Genomic DNA, 15,122 nt, shown 5'->3' on the forward strand with positions numbered 1-15,122 from the left:
AGAAGGAACGATCATGGTGAATGGTGAAACATCCGGCAGCGTCCTGTTGACCCATGAGGTCGGACTGCACGCCCGCCCCTCGGTGAAGCTCACCAAGCTCGCCAAGACGTTTCAATCGACCATTGAGCTCAACATTGACGGCAGCGACAGCTGGATCGACGCCAAGAGCATCGTCAAGGTGATGGCCGCCAAGGCGCCGCAGGGCACGACGCTGCGCTTCCGCGCCAGCGGCCCCGATGCCGATGCCGCGGTAGCGGCGCTGGTGGCACTGGTCGAACGCGATTTCGATGAGGCGGAGGCCCATGCCGGCAACGGTTGAACTGAAGGGGCGCGCTGCCGCGCCCGGCCTCGCCCACGGTCCGGTACACCGCATCGTCGATGTCGCCGAGCTGCATCGTGCCGCGGACACGCCGGCGAGCGAGCGCGACGCGCTGGCTCGTGCGATCGAGGCCGCGACCGCCGATCTCGGCGATCTCATCGCCGGGACCGATGCCGATGGCGCGGCGATCCTCGAATTCCAGGTGGCGATGCTGGAGGACGACGCGCTGCACGATCCTGCACTCGCCGCCATCGATCGCGGCTCGGACGCCGCCAGCGCCTGGAAGAACGCCCTCGCTGTCCAGGTCGCGGATTATCGCGGCAGCGACGACGCCTATTTCAGCGCCCGCGCCAGCGACCTCGAAGACCTGCGCGACCGCGTGCTGTCGCACCTGTTCGGTGCGACAACTGATGCGCGGATCGCGCCTGGCGCGATCCTGGTCGGCCGCGACCTGACGCCGAGCCGGTTCCTCGCCGTCGACTGGTCGAAAGGCGGCGCCATTGCGCTTGCCGAGGGCAGCCCGTCGAGCCATGTCGCGATCCTCGCACGCTCCCGCGGTGTGCCGATGGCCGTCGGGCTCGGTCATATTCCGGACGAGGCCTTCACCACCGCCATTGTCGATGGCGAGCATGGCCGCCTGCTGCTCGATCCCGGCGCGGAAGACATCACCGCTTTTGGCGCCGCGCGGGATGCCGCCGCGGCCCGCCGCGCTGAGGAAGCAACCGTCCTCACGCAACCAGCCCTGACGAAGGACGGGGTATCCATCTCGGTTCAGATCAACGTCGCCGAGCCGGAAGAGCTCGATACGCTCGATCCGGCGATCTGCGACGGCATCGGCCTCGTGCGTACCGAATTCCTGTTCAGCCGGCCGGGCGGGCTGCCGGACGAAGCAACCCAATATCGCGCCTACGCCCGCATCGTCGACTGGGCCAAGGGCCGCCCCGTGACCATCCGCACCATCGATGCCGGTGGTGACAAGCCCGTTCCCGGGCTGACAGAGAGCGGCGAGTCAAATCCGTTCCTCGGGCTGCGTGGCGTCCGCCTGTCGCTCGCCAAGCCCGCCATCTTCAAGGTGCAGTTGCGGGCGCTAGCGCGCGCAGCGCTGCATGGTCCGCTCAAGATCATGCTGCCGATGATCACGGTACCTGAGGAGATTACGGCGGCCGCCGCCCTGCTCGATGCCGCCGTCGCCGAACTGCAGGTGGAGGGCGTCGATGCCCGCCGGCCGCCGCTCGGCATCATGGTCGAGGTGCCGGCCGTGGCCATCGTGCCCGAGCTGTTCAAGTCAGCCGCATTCTTCTCGATCGGCTCCAACGACCTGACACAGTATGTCACCGCCAGCGCCCGCGACGTTGCCGCGGTGGCAGCACTCAACGATCCCGGTCATCCCGCGGTAACCGCACTGATCCGCCGCGTGGTGGAGACCAGCCGGACGCTCGGCATCGACATCAGCCTGTGCGGCGACATGGGCGGCGATCCACAGCATCTGCCGGCGCTGATCGGCGCGGGCCTGCGCTCGGTGTCGGTGGCGCCGCCACTGGTCGGACGAGTCAAGCTCGCGCTTCGCGACATTGCGACGGGAGGCACGGCATGACCGACGACAGCGACGTCGGCGATGCGGTGGCCGACTACAAGCGGGTGCTACAGCGTGTGCTCGACAACCGCCCCTCCGGCACCCGCGGCCGGCTGGCGCACGCGCTCGGCAAGAACCGCTCCTTCGTCAGCCAGATCACCAACCCGGCCTACGCCACGCCGGTGCCTGCGCAGCACATCGAGACCATCTTCGAAATCTGCCACTTCTCGCCGGACGACCGGCGGCTGTTCCTCGACGCCTACGCGCAGGCGCATCCGCGCCGTGCACCGTCGATGGACGACATGCGCCGCATGCGCCAGCACGTGATCTATCTGCCCGATCTCGGCGACGACGACCGCAACCGCGAGCTCGACCAGTTGGTCGGCGAGTTCGTGCAGCGCCTGAGCAAATTGTTGGGCGAGTGATCGCCCGCCGCCATCATCTGAAAGACGTCCTGGGGAGGACACCATGAAGAAGCTCATCAATGCGCCCGACGCCGTGCTCGCGGAGAGCCTCGACGGCCTCGCCGCCGCCCATGCCGACATCCTGACGCTTGGCGACGAACGCAAGTTCGTCCGCCGCCGTCACCTGATCACCGGCAAGCCGGCGCTGATCTCCGGCGGCGGGGCCGGCCATGAGCCGCTGCATGCCGGCTTCGTCGGCTCCGGCATGCTCGACGCTGCCTGTCCCGGGCAGGTCTTCACCTCGCCCACCCCCGACCAGATGATCGCAGCGGCAAGCGCCGTCGACACTGGCGGCGGCGTGCTGTTCATCGTCAAGAACTACGAGGGTGACGTCATGAACTTCGCCATGGCTGCGGAGATGACCGACAGCAGGAACCTGACGGTGATCGTCGACGACGACGTCGCGGTGGAGAAGTCGACGTTCTCGACCGGCCGCCGCGGCGTCGCCGGAACGCTGATCGTGGAGAAGGTTGTCGGCGCGGCGGCGGAAGCCGGCATGGCGCTCGACGCCCTCAAGGCGCTCGGCGAGCGGGTCAATGCCGGCACCCGCTCGATGGGCGTGGCGCTGACGAGTTGCACGGTGCCGGCGGCCGGCAAGCCGACCTTCACCCTCGGCGAGGACGAGATGGAGATGGGGGTCGGCATCCATGGCGAACCCGGACGCCGCCGTGTCAAGCTCGCCCCCGCCGACCAGATCGCCGAGGAAATCGTCGGCGCCATCGCCGGCGACCTCAAGCAGACCGGCGACTGCATCCTGCTGGTCAATGGGTTCGGCGGCACCCCGTCGATCGAGCTCTACCTGATGTTCAACGCTGCCCGCAAACAGCTCGAGAAACACGGCCTGCGCGTCGGCCGCGCCCTCGTCGGCAACTATGTCACCTCGCTGGAGATGGCCGGCTGCTCGATCACCGTATCGATGCTCGACGACGAGATCGCCAAGTTCTGGGACACACCGGTGCACACCGCCGCGTTGAACTGGGGCCAGCGGTCGTAGGTCCACTGACCCGCCAGCGCCGAGCTCCCCTCATGGTGAGGAGCGCGGCGAGGCCGCGCGTCTCGAACCACGAGGCCCCTCCAGGCCGCTTCTCCGGCCTCATCCTTCGAGACGCCCGCTTCGCGGGCTCATCAGGATGAGGAGGCAGCGTGTCTGCAAGAAACTGCCGCGGCCCACCTACTTCACCGCCTGCTTGCGCAGCGTCGGGCGGATGTTGAACACACGCAGCCGGCCGAGCCGCAGGGCCTCGATCTCCAGCGAGCGGTCGATGCGGTCGCGATCGAGGGTGCGGATGAGGTCGTCGACGCCGTTGATCTCCTGGCCGTCCAGACGCACCACCACGTCGCCCGGCAGCAGGCCGGCGCGGGACGCCGCTTCGTTCGGCTCCAGTTGCGCCAGCAGCGCCCCCATGCGGTTCGGGATGCCGGCCAGCACCGCATGCTGGCGCGGCACCGGCACGGTCTGCGCCGCGACGCCGACATAGCCGCGCCGGACGTGGCCGTGGCGGATGATCTCCGACAGCACGAACTGCGCGGTGTTGCTGGCGACCGCAAAGCAGATGCCCTGCGCACCGCTGATGATCGCGGTGTTGATGCCGATGACCTCGCCCGCCGACGACACCAGCGGGCCGCCGGAATTGCCGGGATTGAGCGCCGCGTCGGTCTGGATCACGTCCTCGATGGTGCGGCCGCTGACCGAGCGGATCGAGCGGCCGAGTGCCGATACCACGCCGGCGGTCACCGTCGATTCGAAGCCGAGCGGATTGCCGATCGCGACCACCAGCTGGCCGCGACGCAAGGTCCTGGAATTGCCGAGCGAGGCGAAATGCAGGTCGCGCGCGCCATCGGCCCGCAGCAATGCGAGATCGGTGTCGGGATCGACACCTAGCACGCGCGCCTCGGTGCTCATGCCATCGGCGTCGCTGAGACGGATCTGCCGCGCCGTGCCGACCACATGGCTGTTGGTCAGCACGAAGCCGTCGGGCGAGATGACAATCCCCGAGCCGACACCGCCGCGGCCGCGCGCACCGGCGTCCGTTGTGCGCGTCTCGACACGCACAACGGCCGGGCCGACCCGCTCGGTGACGTCGATCACGGCCCGGGAGTAAGCGTCGAGCAGCGCCTGATCATCGACCGGCTCTTTTGGCGTCGCGGACCGCACCTGATCGGGCGACGCCGCTGCGTCCGCTGGCGAGTGAAGCGAAATATCCTGGGTGAAATCCAGCATGGTGAACCCTCGGCTTCACAGATGGTGGTCCTGCGAGCTGCTCGCAAGTAGCTCAGGCCCCGACCGTCGGCAGGGGGGCCGCCAGCCAGTCGAGGAGCCCGGCGTTCTCCTCGCGCGGATAGGTGTGGCTGAGATCCTCGATCTCGCGATAGCTGACAGTGGCGCCTGCCGCCGTCAGCGCCTGCCGCGCGCCGCGGGCGATCTCCACCGGGAACATCCAGTCGAGCACACCATGGGTAATGCGGATCGGCAGGCCGTGCAGCCGTTCGGCATCTGCCGCCTGCGCCATCAGCGGGTGGAACGAGGCGGCGACCGGGGCCAGATGGGTGAACGGCGAAGCCGGCTCCAGCCCGCTGACATAGCTGAACGTACCGCCATCGCTGAGGCCGGTAAGCAGCAGCCGCTGCGGATCGATGGCCCAGCGTTCGCGGACAAAGGCGAGGATGCGCGCCAGATTGGGCGTATCCGGATCTTCCCCCATCAGTGCCCAGGTCGGGCCGATCGCGGTCGGCGCGACCAGGATGGCACCGCGGCTGCGCGCATCGCGCAGCCAGCTCCACAGGAAGGCGCGGCCATGGCCACTGCCTCCATGCAGCGCCATCACCAACGGCCAGGCTCGGTCCGGCGTGTAGTACTCCGGCACATAGAGCGAAAAGCCGCCACGATCACGAAACGAATTCTCGGCATGCAGCACGCCGGTGCCGTCGCGCTTGCCGGCGCGCGCGAAGCGGGTCTGGAGATCGGGGTCCTCACGCACCTGCGGATCGAGAAAGAACGCATGGACCGGCGCCAGATCCGTCAGTGGATAGAGCGCCTCCTGGGCCCGCGGCAACTGTCGCAACGCGCCGAACACCGCCCTCAGACCATCCGCCTCGCCCGGCGCCGCGCGCAGGCCGTCGAACGCTGCGAGCACCGCTTCTGCCGCGCCCCGCAACTGCGTGACGACAGGCGCCAGTGCCTCCGGCCAATCCGCGAGCCGGGGCAACGCGTTCCGCAGCGCAACCTCCGGGGTGCCGACAGCCTCCAGCACCGCGGCAAAATCCGGCGGATGGAGATGGCGCGCGATGAAGCCGAGCCCTTCCAGCGACCGCAGCAGCGGCGGCAGCAGAGCGACGAGATCGTCCAGCCGGGCCTGGTCCATGTGCTTCCTCCTGCCAGCCACGATCAGCGACCGTATCCCGCCACGCCGGACTTGCCCATGCATGCCAGTCATGACGATCGATTGCGTCGAGGTCGATTGCCGGTAGAATGACCGGATTGATTTTCGCAGCCCCCATTTCGGGGTCCCGTCGCAGAAGGCTTCCGATCCCCCTCCATGGCTCCCACGCGCAAGGGCAAACGCCGCATCGTCACGCTCAAGCAGGTGGCGGAACTCGCCGGCGTCCACGCCTCCACGGTCTCACGCGCACTCAACCCATCGACCCGCTCGATGGTGATGCCCGCCGTGGTGGAGCGGGTGGTGAAGGCCGCCAACAATCTCGGCTACCGCCCCGACCCGGTGGCAGCCAGCCTGCGCACCGGCCGCTCCGCCCTGGTCGGCATCCTGGTGCCCGATATCGCCAACACCGTGTTCGCCCCGATTCTCAGCGGCGCCAGCGAGCGGCTGTCCGCTCAGGGCTACTCGGTGATCGTCGCCGACGTCGGCAATGACGAGAGCCGGCAGATCGAGCTCGTCACCGGGCTTATGGCGCGCCGGGTGGACGGCCTGATCCTCGCCACCGTCAGCCGCGACGATCCGCTGGTCGCCTACTGCGTCGAGCAGGACTTGCCAGCGGTGTTGGTCAACCGGGCGGAGACCCAGTCCCGCCTCCCCGCCGTGGTCTCCGACGACGCGCTCGGCATGAAGCTTGCTGTCGACCACCTTGTCGAGCTGGGGCATCGGCGCATTGCCCATCTCGCCGGGCCGGCACGACATTCCACCGGCTTCCTGCGGCGGCAGGGCTTTACCGCCGCGATGGCGGCACGCGGCCTCGATGCGGCCGCAGCGCCGTGCGAAAGCGCCGATGCTTTTTCCCGTGACGCAGGTGCCGCGGCGATGCGGCGCCTGCTCGATGCCGCGCCCGGCATCACCGCGGTGGTCGCCGCCAACGATCTGCTGGCACTCGGTGCCTACGACGTGCTGCACGAACGCGGCCTCATCTGCCCCCGCGACATATCGATCGTCGGCCACAACGACATGCCGCTGGTCGACATGGTCGAGCCGGCGCTGACCACGATCCGGATCAGCCATCGCGAGATGGGACGGCAGTCCGCCGACCTGCTGCAGCAGGCGATCGAGCAGCAGGATGTGCCGGTTCGCACCATCGTGCTGCCGCCGCAACTGGTCGTGCGCCGTTCGACGGCAGCGCCCCGCACATCCGGTTGACGCCGCTCTGCAGAGCGATGGTGAGGGCTCAGCGCGCCCGCGCCGGCGCCGTCATCGCATCCGCCCGAAACAGCCGGCTGAGCTGCTCGGGTGTCAGCAATTTCTCCTCCAGCAGGATATCGGCGACACGGCGGTTCTGGGCCAGCGCCAGCTTGGCGACGCGCGAACAGGTCTCGTAGCCGAGCGTCGGCACCAGCGCCGTGACCAGCCCGATCGAGTTGTCGAGCAGCGCCTGGCAGCGTTCCTGATCGACCTCGATGCCGTTGACACATTTGCGCGTCAGTGTGGAGACCGCGGCGGTCAGGGTGCGGATCGATGACAGGATGCAATAGCCGATCGTCGGCTCGAACGCGTTGAGCTGCAGCTGGCCGCCCTCGGCACACATCGTCACCGTCAGATCGTGACCGATCACCATGAAGGCAACCTGGTTCACCACCTCGGGAATCACAGGATTGACCTTGCCTGGCATGATCGACGAGCCAGCCTGAACGGCGGGTAGGCGGATTTCCGCCAAACCTGCCCGCGGCCCGCTCGAGAGCAAGCGCAGGTCATTGCAGATCTTCGACAGCTTGACGGCGACACGCTTCAGCACCCCGGAGAACAGCACGAAGGCCCCCATGTCGGAGGTCGCCTCGATCATGTTGCTGGCGGGCACCATCGGCTGCTGCGAGGAGCGCGCCAGCTCTTCGATCGCCAGCGCAGCATAGCGTGGATCGGCATTGATGCCGGTGCCGATCGCGGTGGCACCGAGATTGACCTCGCGGAACAGTGCCGCCGCTTCGCGAATCCGTTGGATATCCTCCTTGATGGTAACGAAGAAGGCGTCAAATTCCTGTCCGACCGTCATCGGCACCGCATCCTGCAGCTGGGTGCGGCCGATCTTCAGCACGCTGCCGAATTCGACGGCCTTCGACTTGAAGGCGAAGGCAAGCTCTTCCAGGGCATCGATCAGCGGGCCGGAGGCGAAGATGATGCCGAGCCGCAACGCCGTCGGATAGGCGTCGTTGGTGGATTGGGACATGTTGACGTCGTCGTTGGGATGCAGCGCTGCATAGTCGCCCTTCGGCCGCCCCATCAATTCCAGTGCAACATTGGCAATCACCTCGTTGGCGTTCATGTTGGTCGATGTGCCTGCCCCGCCCTGCACCGCGTCGACCACGAACTGGTCATGGAAACGCTTCTCCCTGGCGATAAGGTCGCAGGCCCGATCGATCACGGTCGCCTTGTCGGCCGCAAGATAGCCGAGCCGGCGGTTGGCGCGCGCCGCCGCCTGCTTCACCAGCGCCAGCGCGCGCACGAAATCCGGGAAATGGCCGACCGGCACGCCGGTGATCGGAAAATTATCCACCGCCCGCAGGGTGTGCACGCCCCAATAGACGCTGTCTGGCACCTCGGCGTCGCCGAGCAGATCATGCTCGCGCCGGGTGGCGACGCGGTTGATCTCGATGGAACGGGTGGTTGCAACCTCTACGGTATCCGGGCCCGTCGATTCAGCCGTCATTGTCGTACCTTTCGATCCACGATTGTCGGGAGACTTGCGTCTCTCCTGCCACGATCACATCGCATGCCCGCCGCCATCCCCGCGGTCCAGCGACCACGGCAACGGCTCGTCACCACGAAACACCACCACCTCGTCGTCTCCCACCACGACCGACGACGGCAGCGGACGCACCTGTCGCACCAAGGTCGTGGTACCGCTGTTCAGCAGCAGTCCATAGAACGTGGCGCCATTGACCGAGCAGAACGCTTCGAGACGATCGAGCGCGCCGTCCTCGTCGAACACCTGCGCATAGGTCTGCAGCGCGGTCGCCCCGACGAAGATGCCGGCACATCCGCAGGCCGCCTCCTTGGCGCGCGAGGGATGTGGTGCGGTGTCGGTACCGGCGAAGAAACAGGGCTCTCCCGACGTCGCCGCCCGGCGCAGCGCCAAACGATGATGTTCGCGCTTGGCGACAGGCAGGCAATAGAGATGCGGCCGCAGACCGCCCTGAAACAGCGAGGTGCGGTTGATGACGAGATGATGCGGTGTAATGGTGCCGGCTGCGCGGACCGCATGGGCGCGCACGATCGCCACCGTCTCCTCGGTGGTGACGTGCTCGACCACCACCTTCAACGCCGGAAGATCACGCAGCAGCGGCAGCAGCTGCGTGTCCATGAACACCTGCTCGCGGTCGAACACGTCGACGGCCGGATCGGTCGCCTCGCCATGGATCAGCACCGGCATGCCGATGCGCTGCATGCGCTCCAGCACCGGCCGCAGCGCCTTGATGTCGGTGACGCCGTGATGCGCATTGGTGGTCGCGCCGGCGGGATAAAGCTTGGCCGCTACCCACACCTTCTCGGAAAAGCCGCGTTCGATCTCATCCGGCGCCGTGACATCGGTCAGGTAGCAGGTCATCAGCGGCTGAAAGTCGCTGTCTGGCGCCCGCGCCGCAAGAATGCGCGCGCGATAAGCCGCTGCGGCCTCCACGGTCGTCACCGGCGGCACCAGATTGGGCATGACCACGCCGCGGGCAAACTGGGCCGCAGTATAGGGCAGCACCGCCCGCATCATCTCGCCGTCACGCAGATGCACGTGGAAATCGTCGGCGCGCCGAATGGTGATCCGGTCGGCTGCAGCCGTACGGCGAGCGRCAAGATCAAACAACGCTGCGGTTGTCATAACCATCCCTCCGCAACACCCAGGGAGCGGGAGCCTGGAAGCGAAGCCTGGAAACGGTCGATCGCCATATCGGTCAAGATTCGCAGCGATGCTGAAAGATCAGGCAGCAAAAATAAAGGATCGGCGCAGTTTGATCCAGTGTGAACAGCACACGATTTATTGCATTGCTGCAGTTGCTCATCCGTGGCGACCGAATGCCGCGCCAAGAACTCAATGACGGGTTCGGAGGATCTGCGGCTCGTCGCCGCGACGGCGGTGTGATAAAGTGCACCGCAAACAGGAGAGCCCCGATGGCCTCGTTGACCGAGTGGACCGTTCCGCAAGCCGCTCAGCCACGCAGCGATGACTACGACTTCGACCTCGAGCACGCGCTCGCCGCCGTGGTCGGGCTGCATGCCATCATTCCGCCGGACGCTTTCACGGCCGAAGTGCTCGGCACCGAACGCGTTGGCAACGGCGTATTGATCGATCGTGGCCTGGTGCTCACCGTCGGTTACCTGATCACCGAAGCGGAGACGGTGTGGCTGCATATGGGAGATGGCCATGTGGTGGAAGGCCATGCTCTGGGCTTCGATCAGGAGAGCGGCTTCGGCCTCGTACAGGCGCTCCAACCGATCGATGTTGAACCGCTGCCGCTCGGCAATTCCTCCGTCACCGATATCGGCGACCGCGTGGTGCTCGGCGGCGTCGGCGGTCGCACGCGTTCCGTCGCTGGCCGTATTGCGGCCAAGGAAAGCTTCGCCGGCTATTGGGAATACGCCCTCGACGAAGCGATCTTCACCTATCCAGCCCATCCCAACTGGGGTGGCACCGGGCTGATTTCGGCCAGCGGCGAACTGCTCGGTATCGGCTCGCTCCAGGTCGAGCGCGAGCGCAAGGGCAAGAACGAGCACCTCAACATGGTCGTGCCGATCGACCTGCTCAAGCCGAACCTCAGCGACCTCAGCCGCTACGGCCGCGTCAACAAACCGGCGCGCCCCTGGCTCGGGCTTTATGCCACCGAGATCGAAGACAATATCGTCATCGTCGGCATCGCCGCCAAGGGGCCTGCCGCACGTGCCGAATTGCGCGTCGGCGATGTGATCGTCGCGGTCAAGGGGGAGAAGGTGTCCGGCCTCGCCAGCTTCTATCGTGAGCTGTGGGCTCAGGGATCGGCAGGCGTCGACGTCCCCCTGACACTTTACCGCGACGGCGTCACCTACGACGTCGAGGTGAAGTCGTCGGACCGCGCCCGCTTCCTCAAGCAGCCGCGGCTGCACTGAGCCACTGCCAGCGCCTCAGGTGAACGACCGGCAGCGGGCCGCTCGACCGGCGGCGCTTTGCGCCTGCTGCAGCGCCCTGCTCTCCTCGTGCTCGATGGCAATCGTGCCCCTGACCAGTTGTCCACGCAGCCACTGCGCGATCGCGCATCGCGCCGTGCACGCTCTCATATCAACGTGGCTGGCAAAGCCGACGACGATGTGTCAAACGCATGATTTGCAAGATTCGATGATTTTGACGCATCAGCATGATTACCGTGAGACATGTCGAGCTCGTCCGCGCGCTCGACCAGCATCGCCACTTCGGACGTGCCGCCGAGGCGCTCGGCATCACGCAGTCGGCGCTGACCCGCGCGCTGCAGGCGCTGGAAGCCGATCTCGACGTCCGTCTGTTTGACCGCGGCACAGGCGTTCCCGAGCCCACGATGTTCGGGCGCATCGTGCTGGAATGGGGCCAGCCGGTGATGCGCGGCATCGACAACCTCAACCGCGAGATCCGCCTCGCAAGGGGTCTCGCGATCGGCGAGATCACCGTCAATGCCGGAACGTTTCCATCCGACCTCTGGGTGCCGCAGACGCTGGGACGGCTGGCGATGGAATTTCCCAACCTGCGCTGTCGCATGCGCTCCAGCGAGAGCCGCCGCGCGGTGAAAGAGGTCCTGGACGGCACGGTCGACATCGCCGTGGTTGATCTCGTCGAGATGCGCGGGATCGAGGAGCTCGCGATCGACGAGCTGATCACGGTCGACGTGGCGCTGTTCTGCCGACCGAACCATCCGCTGCTGCGCCACAAGGTGATCAACGAGATGGATCTCGCGGATTTTCCGCTCGCCGGCCCGCGCCCCTCGCACTACGCCTCCGAGGTGATGGAGAGCGCCGGCGAAAATCGTGCGCTGACAGTGCCAAAGTCCGGCGGTTTCGTGCCGCGCATCTGGGTTGAGAGCTTCAGCGCCATGCGCCATGCGGTGACCGCCAGCAACGCAGTCAGCTGGGCTCCGATTGCGCTGCTCGAGCCGTACTGGCGCCGCGGCGAGCTTGCCCATCTGGTGATGCGGCCGGCGCCGATCAACATCACTTACGGCCTCGCCAGCCAACGACATCGGACCCCCTCGCCGGCTGTCCAGGCGTTCGTGACGACCATCCGGAGCGTTGCCGCGACGACGCGCATCCCGCACGACCTCGTCCGCGTGTAACATTGTCGCGGGCACCGATGATCGGATGCACGTTCGATCTGAATCGCGACCCAAACGCGCACTCATTTTTGCTTAGACGCTTTTTTCTTCACATAATCCGGCGCCCGCCTCGCCCAAGCGACGATCGAGCGTCATCCAATTGATGAAAGTTTGATTCAATCTGATCGACGCGACTTAGTCGTGTGACAAATCCTCCATGGGAGGAACGGCCTCGTTTCAACGGCGAGGTCCCGATGTCGCGCGTAGCGTTCTGCCGACTTTTTCTGTCCGTCACGGTCGCACTGCTGTGCGCCGCCAACGGGGTGCGCGCGGCCGACACGCCGGGGCTCTATGTCAGGGTCGGCGCACACACATCGGCCCCGCCGACCGGCTGGGTGCAGTTCTGTCAGACCTACGCCAGGGAGTGCGAGACACAGCGCCTGCAACCCCGCGACATCATCCTGACCGACGATGCGCTGAGCGACCTGCGGCGCCTCAACGATTGGGTCAATCATCACATCAAGCCGATGACCGACAGGGAGCATTACGGCATGGTGCAGTGGTGGCGCTATCCCGACGATGGCGCAGGTGCCTGTCACAGCTATGCGCTGCTGAAGCGTCGTCTGCTGATCGAAGCCGGCTGGCCGCGCCAGGCCCTGCTGATGACCATCGTCCGCCAGACCAACGGTGAGGGGCATGCCGTGCTGACGGTCAAGACCGACCGTGGCGAATACATCCTCGACAACCTGACCGACGAGGTCCTGCTGTGGTCGAAGACGCCCTACGGCTACCACAAGCGCCAATCGCAGGACGATCCGAACCAGTGGGTCTGGCTGGACGAGACCCGCGCTGACATGACGGCCACGTCCACACGCCTGCGCTAGGCCATCGACGGCCGAGGAAGGCGGGCAACGGCCCGAGGCCCGCCGCCCGCCCTCCATTGACTTTCAGGCTGCGTCGGCGCGATCGCACGACGTCAGTGCGCGACATTCAGGTCGACGCCCTTGCGTTCCCTGATCGTCGATACAGCCGCCAGCGAAATGATCGACAGGATCATGAGATAGACGCCGATCGCCCAGGACGTGCTGTAAACGCCGATGATCCATTGCGCGATCATCGGCGCGAACGCCCCGCCGAGAATGGCGCCGAGGGCATATCCCACGGAGACGCCGGAATAGCGGACCTTGGCCGGATAGAGCTCGGCATAGAGGGCCGCCTGCGGGCCATAGGAAAGACCGAGGCCCAGCGTGAGCCCGAACGCAGCGATGAAGAACAGCACGATGTTCTTGCTGTCGATCAGGAACCACATCGGCACGGCCCACACCACCAGGATGGCATAGCCGACCTGGAAGGTGCGCACGCGTCCCCACCTGTCGCCGAGCACGCCGCCGGCGAGTGTGAACACGAACCAGGTCACCGCGCCAAGGGTCGAGACCAGCAAAATCTGGTCCGCCGGCATCTTCAGTGTATTCAATCCGTAGCTGATCATGAAGGCGATGAAGATGTAGCCCGCCGCATTGTTCGCCATGAACACCAGCGCCGTGCGGAAGATCTCGGCGCTGTGATCGCGGAACAGCTCGCGCAGCGGCGCGGCGGATTCCTTCTGGCGCCGCGCCATCTCGGCGAACACCGGCGATTCCTCGACGGAGCGGCGGATGATTGCGCCGATCACGATCAGGGCGATCGAGAGCAGGAACGGAATGCGCCAGGCCCATTCCGACACCGCCGCCTTGCCAAGGGTCGAGGTCAGGATCCACAGCACGCCGGTCGCAAGGATCATGCCGATGGGTGTGCCGATCTGGGGGAAGGAGCCGAAGAAGCTGCGCCGGTGGACCGGCGCATGCTCGACCGCCATCAAGGCCGCACCACCCCATTCGCCGCCGGCCGAAAAGCCCTGGAGAATGCGCATCAGGATCAGCAGCGCGGGCGCCCACGGGCCGATCTGGGCATAGGTCGGCAGCAGGCCGATCGCGGCGGTTGCGACCCCCATCAGCACCAGCGTCATCACGAACACCGCCCGGCGACCGAGCCGGTCACCGAGATGCCCGCAGAGAATGGCGCCGAGCGGCCGGAACAGGAAGGACAGCCCGATGGTGGCGAAGGACACGATCTGGGCCAGCAAGGGATTGTTCTGGACCATCGGCCCGAAGAACTGCGGCCCGAACACCAGCCCCGCCGCCTGGGCATAGACGAAAAAGTCGTACCATTCGATGGTGGTTCCGACCAGCGTCGCGACGAGAACCCGCTTCTCGTCCGCAGTGACACTCTGCGCATCCAGACGGTCTGCTCCCGCCCCTACATACGATTCCATGACATCCTCCCCGATGCTTCTGAATGGGTGGACCAGCCCGGGGACGCCACGGCTCTCCCTCGATCATGAGGGGCGACACCCAGCCATTGGCGCGAGGACCTGTCCACCAAAGTTGCACCAGAAGGTATACTGGTGTGGGGCAAGGCTGGCAAACGCATGCATCCGCATACGTTCGGGCTGAGGATCACAACCGCGTGCCCCCGATCACGCCGTTTGAAAAAAATTCTGGCAGGATGTCGATCCGGCCGATGCTCGTTCGTCGTGAGGGCAGGAAGGCCATGGTGGCCGCCACAATTCGAGGAGATGAAACGATGCGCGTGATGGTGATGGTGAAGGCGACCAAGGACAGCGAAGCCGGCACGATGCCCTCCACCGAACTGCTCGAGGCCATGGGCAAGTTCAACGAGCAGCTGATCAACGCCGGCATCATGCTGGCGGCTGATGGCCTGAAGCCGTCCTCGCAGGGCAAGCGGATCGCCTTCGACGGTCCCGGCCGCAGCGTGATCGACGGCCCATTCACCGAGACCCGCGAGCTCGTCGCCGGTTACTGGATCTGGCAGGTCAAGGACCTGGACGAGGCGGTGGAATGGGTAAAGCGTTGCCCCAACCCGATGCCGGGCCCGAGCGAGATCGAGATCCGCCCGGTGTACGAGATGAGCGACTTCGGTGAGGCTCTCACTCCGGAGGTGACCGATCTGCATGACAGGAACCGCGAGAAGACCGCCGGCCACTGACGGTTCCAGCCGCTGTCCCCGCTTGTCTCGCCTGCGGCCTTC

The 15,122-nt window shown here is 66.2% G+C and carries 14 protein-coding genes; 9 read left to right on the top strand and 5 right to left on the bottom strand.

What is annotated here, in order from left to right:
* Positions 1-16 precede the first annotated feature (16 nt).
* The 4 genes from AB4Z37_RS03920 to dhaK are packed head-to-tail and all read left to right on the top strand — an operon-like array spanning position 17 to position 3,350.
* Positions 17-319: an HPr family phosphocarrier protein gene (locus AB4Z37_RS03920; protein ID WP_441515765.1), complete on the top strand. Its 303-nt coding sequence runs from the start codon at positions 17-19 to the stop codon at positions 317-319.
* Positions 303-1,913, top strand: coding sequence for a phosphoenolpyruvate--protein phosphotransferase (ptsP, locus tag AB4Z37_RS03925; RefSeq protein WP_441515377.1), 1,611 nt, complete (start codon positions 303-305; stop codon positions 1,911-1,913). The genes AB4Z37_RS03920 and ptsP overlap by 17 nt, the downstream gene beginning before the upstream one ends.
* On the top strand, positions 1,910-2,317 hold the full coding sequence (locus AB4Z37_RS03930; protein WP_441515378.1) for a hypothetical protein: 408 nt from the start codon (positions 1,910-1,912) through the stop codon (positions 2,315-2,317). Before ptsP ends, AB4Z37_RS03930 begins: the two co-directional genes overlap by 4 nt.
* Before the next feature lie 43 nt (positions 2,318-2,360).
* Positions 2,361-3,350, top strand: a complete 990-nt coding sequence (gene dhaK / locus AB4Z37_RS03935; protein WP_441515379.1) for a dihydroxyacetone kinase subunit DhaK — start codon at positions 2,361-2,363, stop codon at positions 3,348-3,350.
* Positions 3,351-3,527: 177 nt separating this feature from the next.
* Here the strand turns inward: dhaK and AB4Z37_RS03940 are convergent, their stop codons facing one another.
* Both AB4Z37_RS03940 and AB4Z37_RS03945 read right to left on the bottom strand, forming a co-directional pair.
* A complete protein-coding gene (locus AB4Z37_RS03940) occupies positions 3,528-4,577 on the bottom strand; it encodes a S1C family serine protease (protein ID WP_441515380.1) in 1,050 nt (349 codons plus the stop codon).
* Positions 4,578-4,629: 52 nt separating this feature from the next.
* Positions 4,630-5,718, bottom strand: a complete 1,089-nt coding sequence (locus AB4Z37_RS03945; protein ID WP_441515381.1) for a phospholipase — start codon at positions 5,716-5,718, stop codon at positions 4,630-4,632.
* A gap of 174 nt (positions 5,719-5,892) precedes the next feature.
* Here AB4Z37_RS03945 and AB4Z37_RS03950 point away from each other — a divergent pair, with 174 nt between their 5' ends.
* Positions 5,893-6,942 (top strand): LacI family DNA-binding transcriptional regulator, encoded by a 1,050-nt coding sequence (locus tag AB4Z37_RS03950; RefSeq protein WP_441515382.1) that lies wholly within the window; start codon positions 5,893-5,895, stop codon positions 6,940-6,942.
* A 28-nt stretch (positions 6,943-6,970) separates the two neighbouring features.
* Here AB4Z37_RS03950 and AB4Z37_RS03955 read toward each other — a convergent pair whose 3' ends face one another.
* Both AB4Z37_RS03955 and pyrC read right to left on the bottom strand, forming a co-directional pair.
* On the bottom strand, positions 6,971-8,443 hold the full coding sequence (locus tag AB4Z37_RS03955) for an aspartate ammonia-lyase (RefSeq protein ID WP_441515383.1): 1,473 nt from the start codon (positions 8,441-8,443) through the stop codon (positions 6,971-6,973).
* Positions 8,444-8,497: 54 nt separating this feature from the next.
* A complete protein-coding gene (pyrC, locus tag AB4Z37_RS03960; RefSeq protein ID WP_441515384.1) occupies positions 8,498-9,604 on the bottom strand; it encodes a dihydroorotase in 1,107 nt (368 codons plus the stop codon).
* 290 nt (positions 9,605-9,894) lie between these two features.
* On the opposite strand from pyrC, the gene AB4Z37_RS03965 reads away from it, so the two are divergent.
* The 3 genes from AB4Z37_RS03965 (at position 9,895) to AB4Z37_RS03975 (ending at position 12,919) form a co-directional block, all read left to right on the top strand.
* Complete coding sequence (locus AB4Z37_RS03965; RefSeq protein WP_441515385.1) at positions 9,895-10,866, top strand: S1C family serine protease; 972 nt, start codon at positions 9,895-9,897, stop codon at positions 10,864-10,866.
* A gap of 245 nt (positions 10,867-11,111) precedes the next feature.
* The gene (locus AB4Z37_RS03970; RefSeq protein ID WP_441515386.1) at positions 11,112-12,056 is read left to right on the top strand and encodes a LysR family transcriptional regulator; all 945 of its coding nucleotides are present in this window, start codon (positions 11,112-11,114) and stop codon (positions 12,054-12,056) included.
* 233 nt (positions 12,057-12,289) lie between these two features.
* A complete protein-coding gene (locus AB4Z37_RS03975) occupies positions 12,290-12,919 on the top strand; it encodes a transglutaminase-like cysteine peptidase (protein ID WP_441515387.1) in 630 nt (209 codons plus the stop codon).
* Between the two features lie 92 nt (positions 12,920-13,011).
* Here AB4Z37_RS03975 and AB4Z37_RS03980 read toward each other — a convergent pair whose 3' ends face one another.
* Positions 13,012-14,346 carry an MFS transporter gene (locus AB4Z37_RS03980; protein WP_441515388.1) on the bottom strand — a complete coding sequence of 445 codons (1,335 nt, stop codon included), beginning with the start codon at positions 14,344-14,346 and terminating at the stop codon, positions 13,012-13,014.
* Between the two features lie 311 nt (positions 14,347-14,657).
* Here AB4Z37_RS03980 and AB4Z37_RS03985 point away from each other — a divergent pair, with 311 nt between their 5' ends.
* On the top strand, positions 14,658-15,080 hold the full coding sequence (locus AB4Z37_RS03985; RefSeq protein WP_441515766.1) for a YciI family protein: 423 nt from the start codon (positions 14,658-14,660) through the stop codon (positions 15,078-15,080).
* The last annotated feature ends 42 nt before the right edge of the window (positions 15,081-15,122 follow it).

Source organism: Bradyrhizobium sp. 2TAF24, from assembly GCF_052115025.1.
In the GTDB taxonomy this organism is placed as follows: domain Bacteria; phylum Pseudomonadota; class Alphaproteobacteria; order Rhizobiales; family Xanthobacteraceae; genus Bradyrhizobium_A.

Bases quoted from the DNA above. Each gene is read 5' to 3' on its own strand.
- ptsP (WP_441515377.1), top strand. From the start codon at position 303: ATGCCGGCAACGGTTGAACTGAAGGGGCGCGCTGCCGCGCCCGGCCTC.
- AB4Z37_RS03930 (WP_441515378.1), top strand. From the start codon at position 1,910: ATGACCGACGACAGCGACGTCGGCGATGCGGTGGCCGACTACAAGCGG.
- dhaK (WP_441515379.1), top strand. From the start codon at position 2,361: ATGAAGAAGCTCATCAATGCGCCCGACGCCGTGCTCGCGGAGAGCCTC.
- AB4Z37_RS03940 (WP_441515380.1), bottom strand. From the start codon at position 4,577: ATGCTGGATTTCACCCAGGATATTTCGCTTCACTCGCCAGCGGACGCA.
- AB4Z37_RS03945 (WP_441515381.1), bottom strand. From the start codon at position 5,718: ATGGACCAGGCCCGGCTGGACGATCTCGTCGCTCTGCTGCCGCCGCTG.
- AB4Z37_RS03950 (WP_441515382.1), top strand. From the start codon at position 5,893: ATGGCTCCCACGCGCAAGGGCAAACGCCGCATCGTCACGCTCAAGCAG.
- AB4Z37_RS03955 (WP_441515383.1), bottom strand. From the start codon at position 8,443: ATGACGGCTGAATCGACGGGCCCGGATACCGTAGAGGTTGCAACCACC.
- AB4Z37_RS03965 (WP_441515385.1), top strand. From the start codon at position 9,895: ATGGCCTCGTTGACCGAGTGGACCGTTCCGCAAGCCGCTCAGCCACGC.
- AB4Z37_RS03970 (WP_441515386.1), top strand. From the start codon at position 11,112: ATGATTACCGTGAGACATGTCGAGCTCGTCCGCGCGCTCGACCAGCAT.
- AB4Z37_RS03975 (WP_441515387.1), top strand. From the start codon at position 12,290: ATGTCGCGCGTAGCGTTCTGCCGACTTTTTCTGTCCGTCACGGTCGCA.
- AB4Z37_RS03980 (WP_441515388.1), bottom strand. From the start codon at position 14,346: ATGGAATCGTATGTAGGGGCGGGAGCAGACCGTCTGGATGCGCAGAGT.
- AB4Z37_RS03985 (WP_441515766.1), top strand. From the start codon at position 14,658: ATGCGCGTGATGGTGATGGTGAAGGCGACCAAGGACAGCGAAGCCGGC.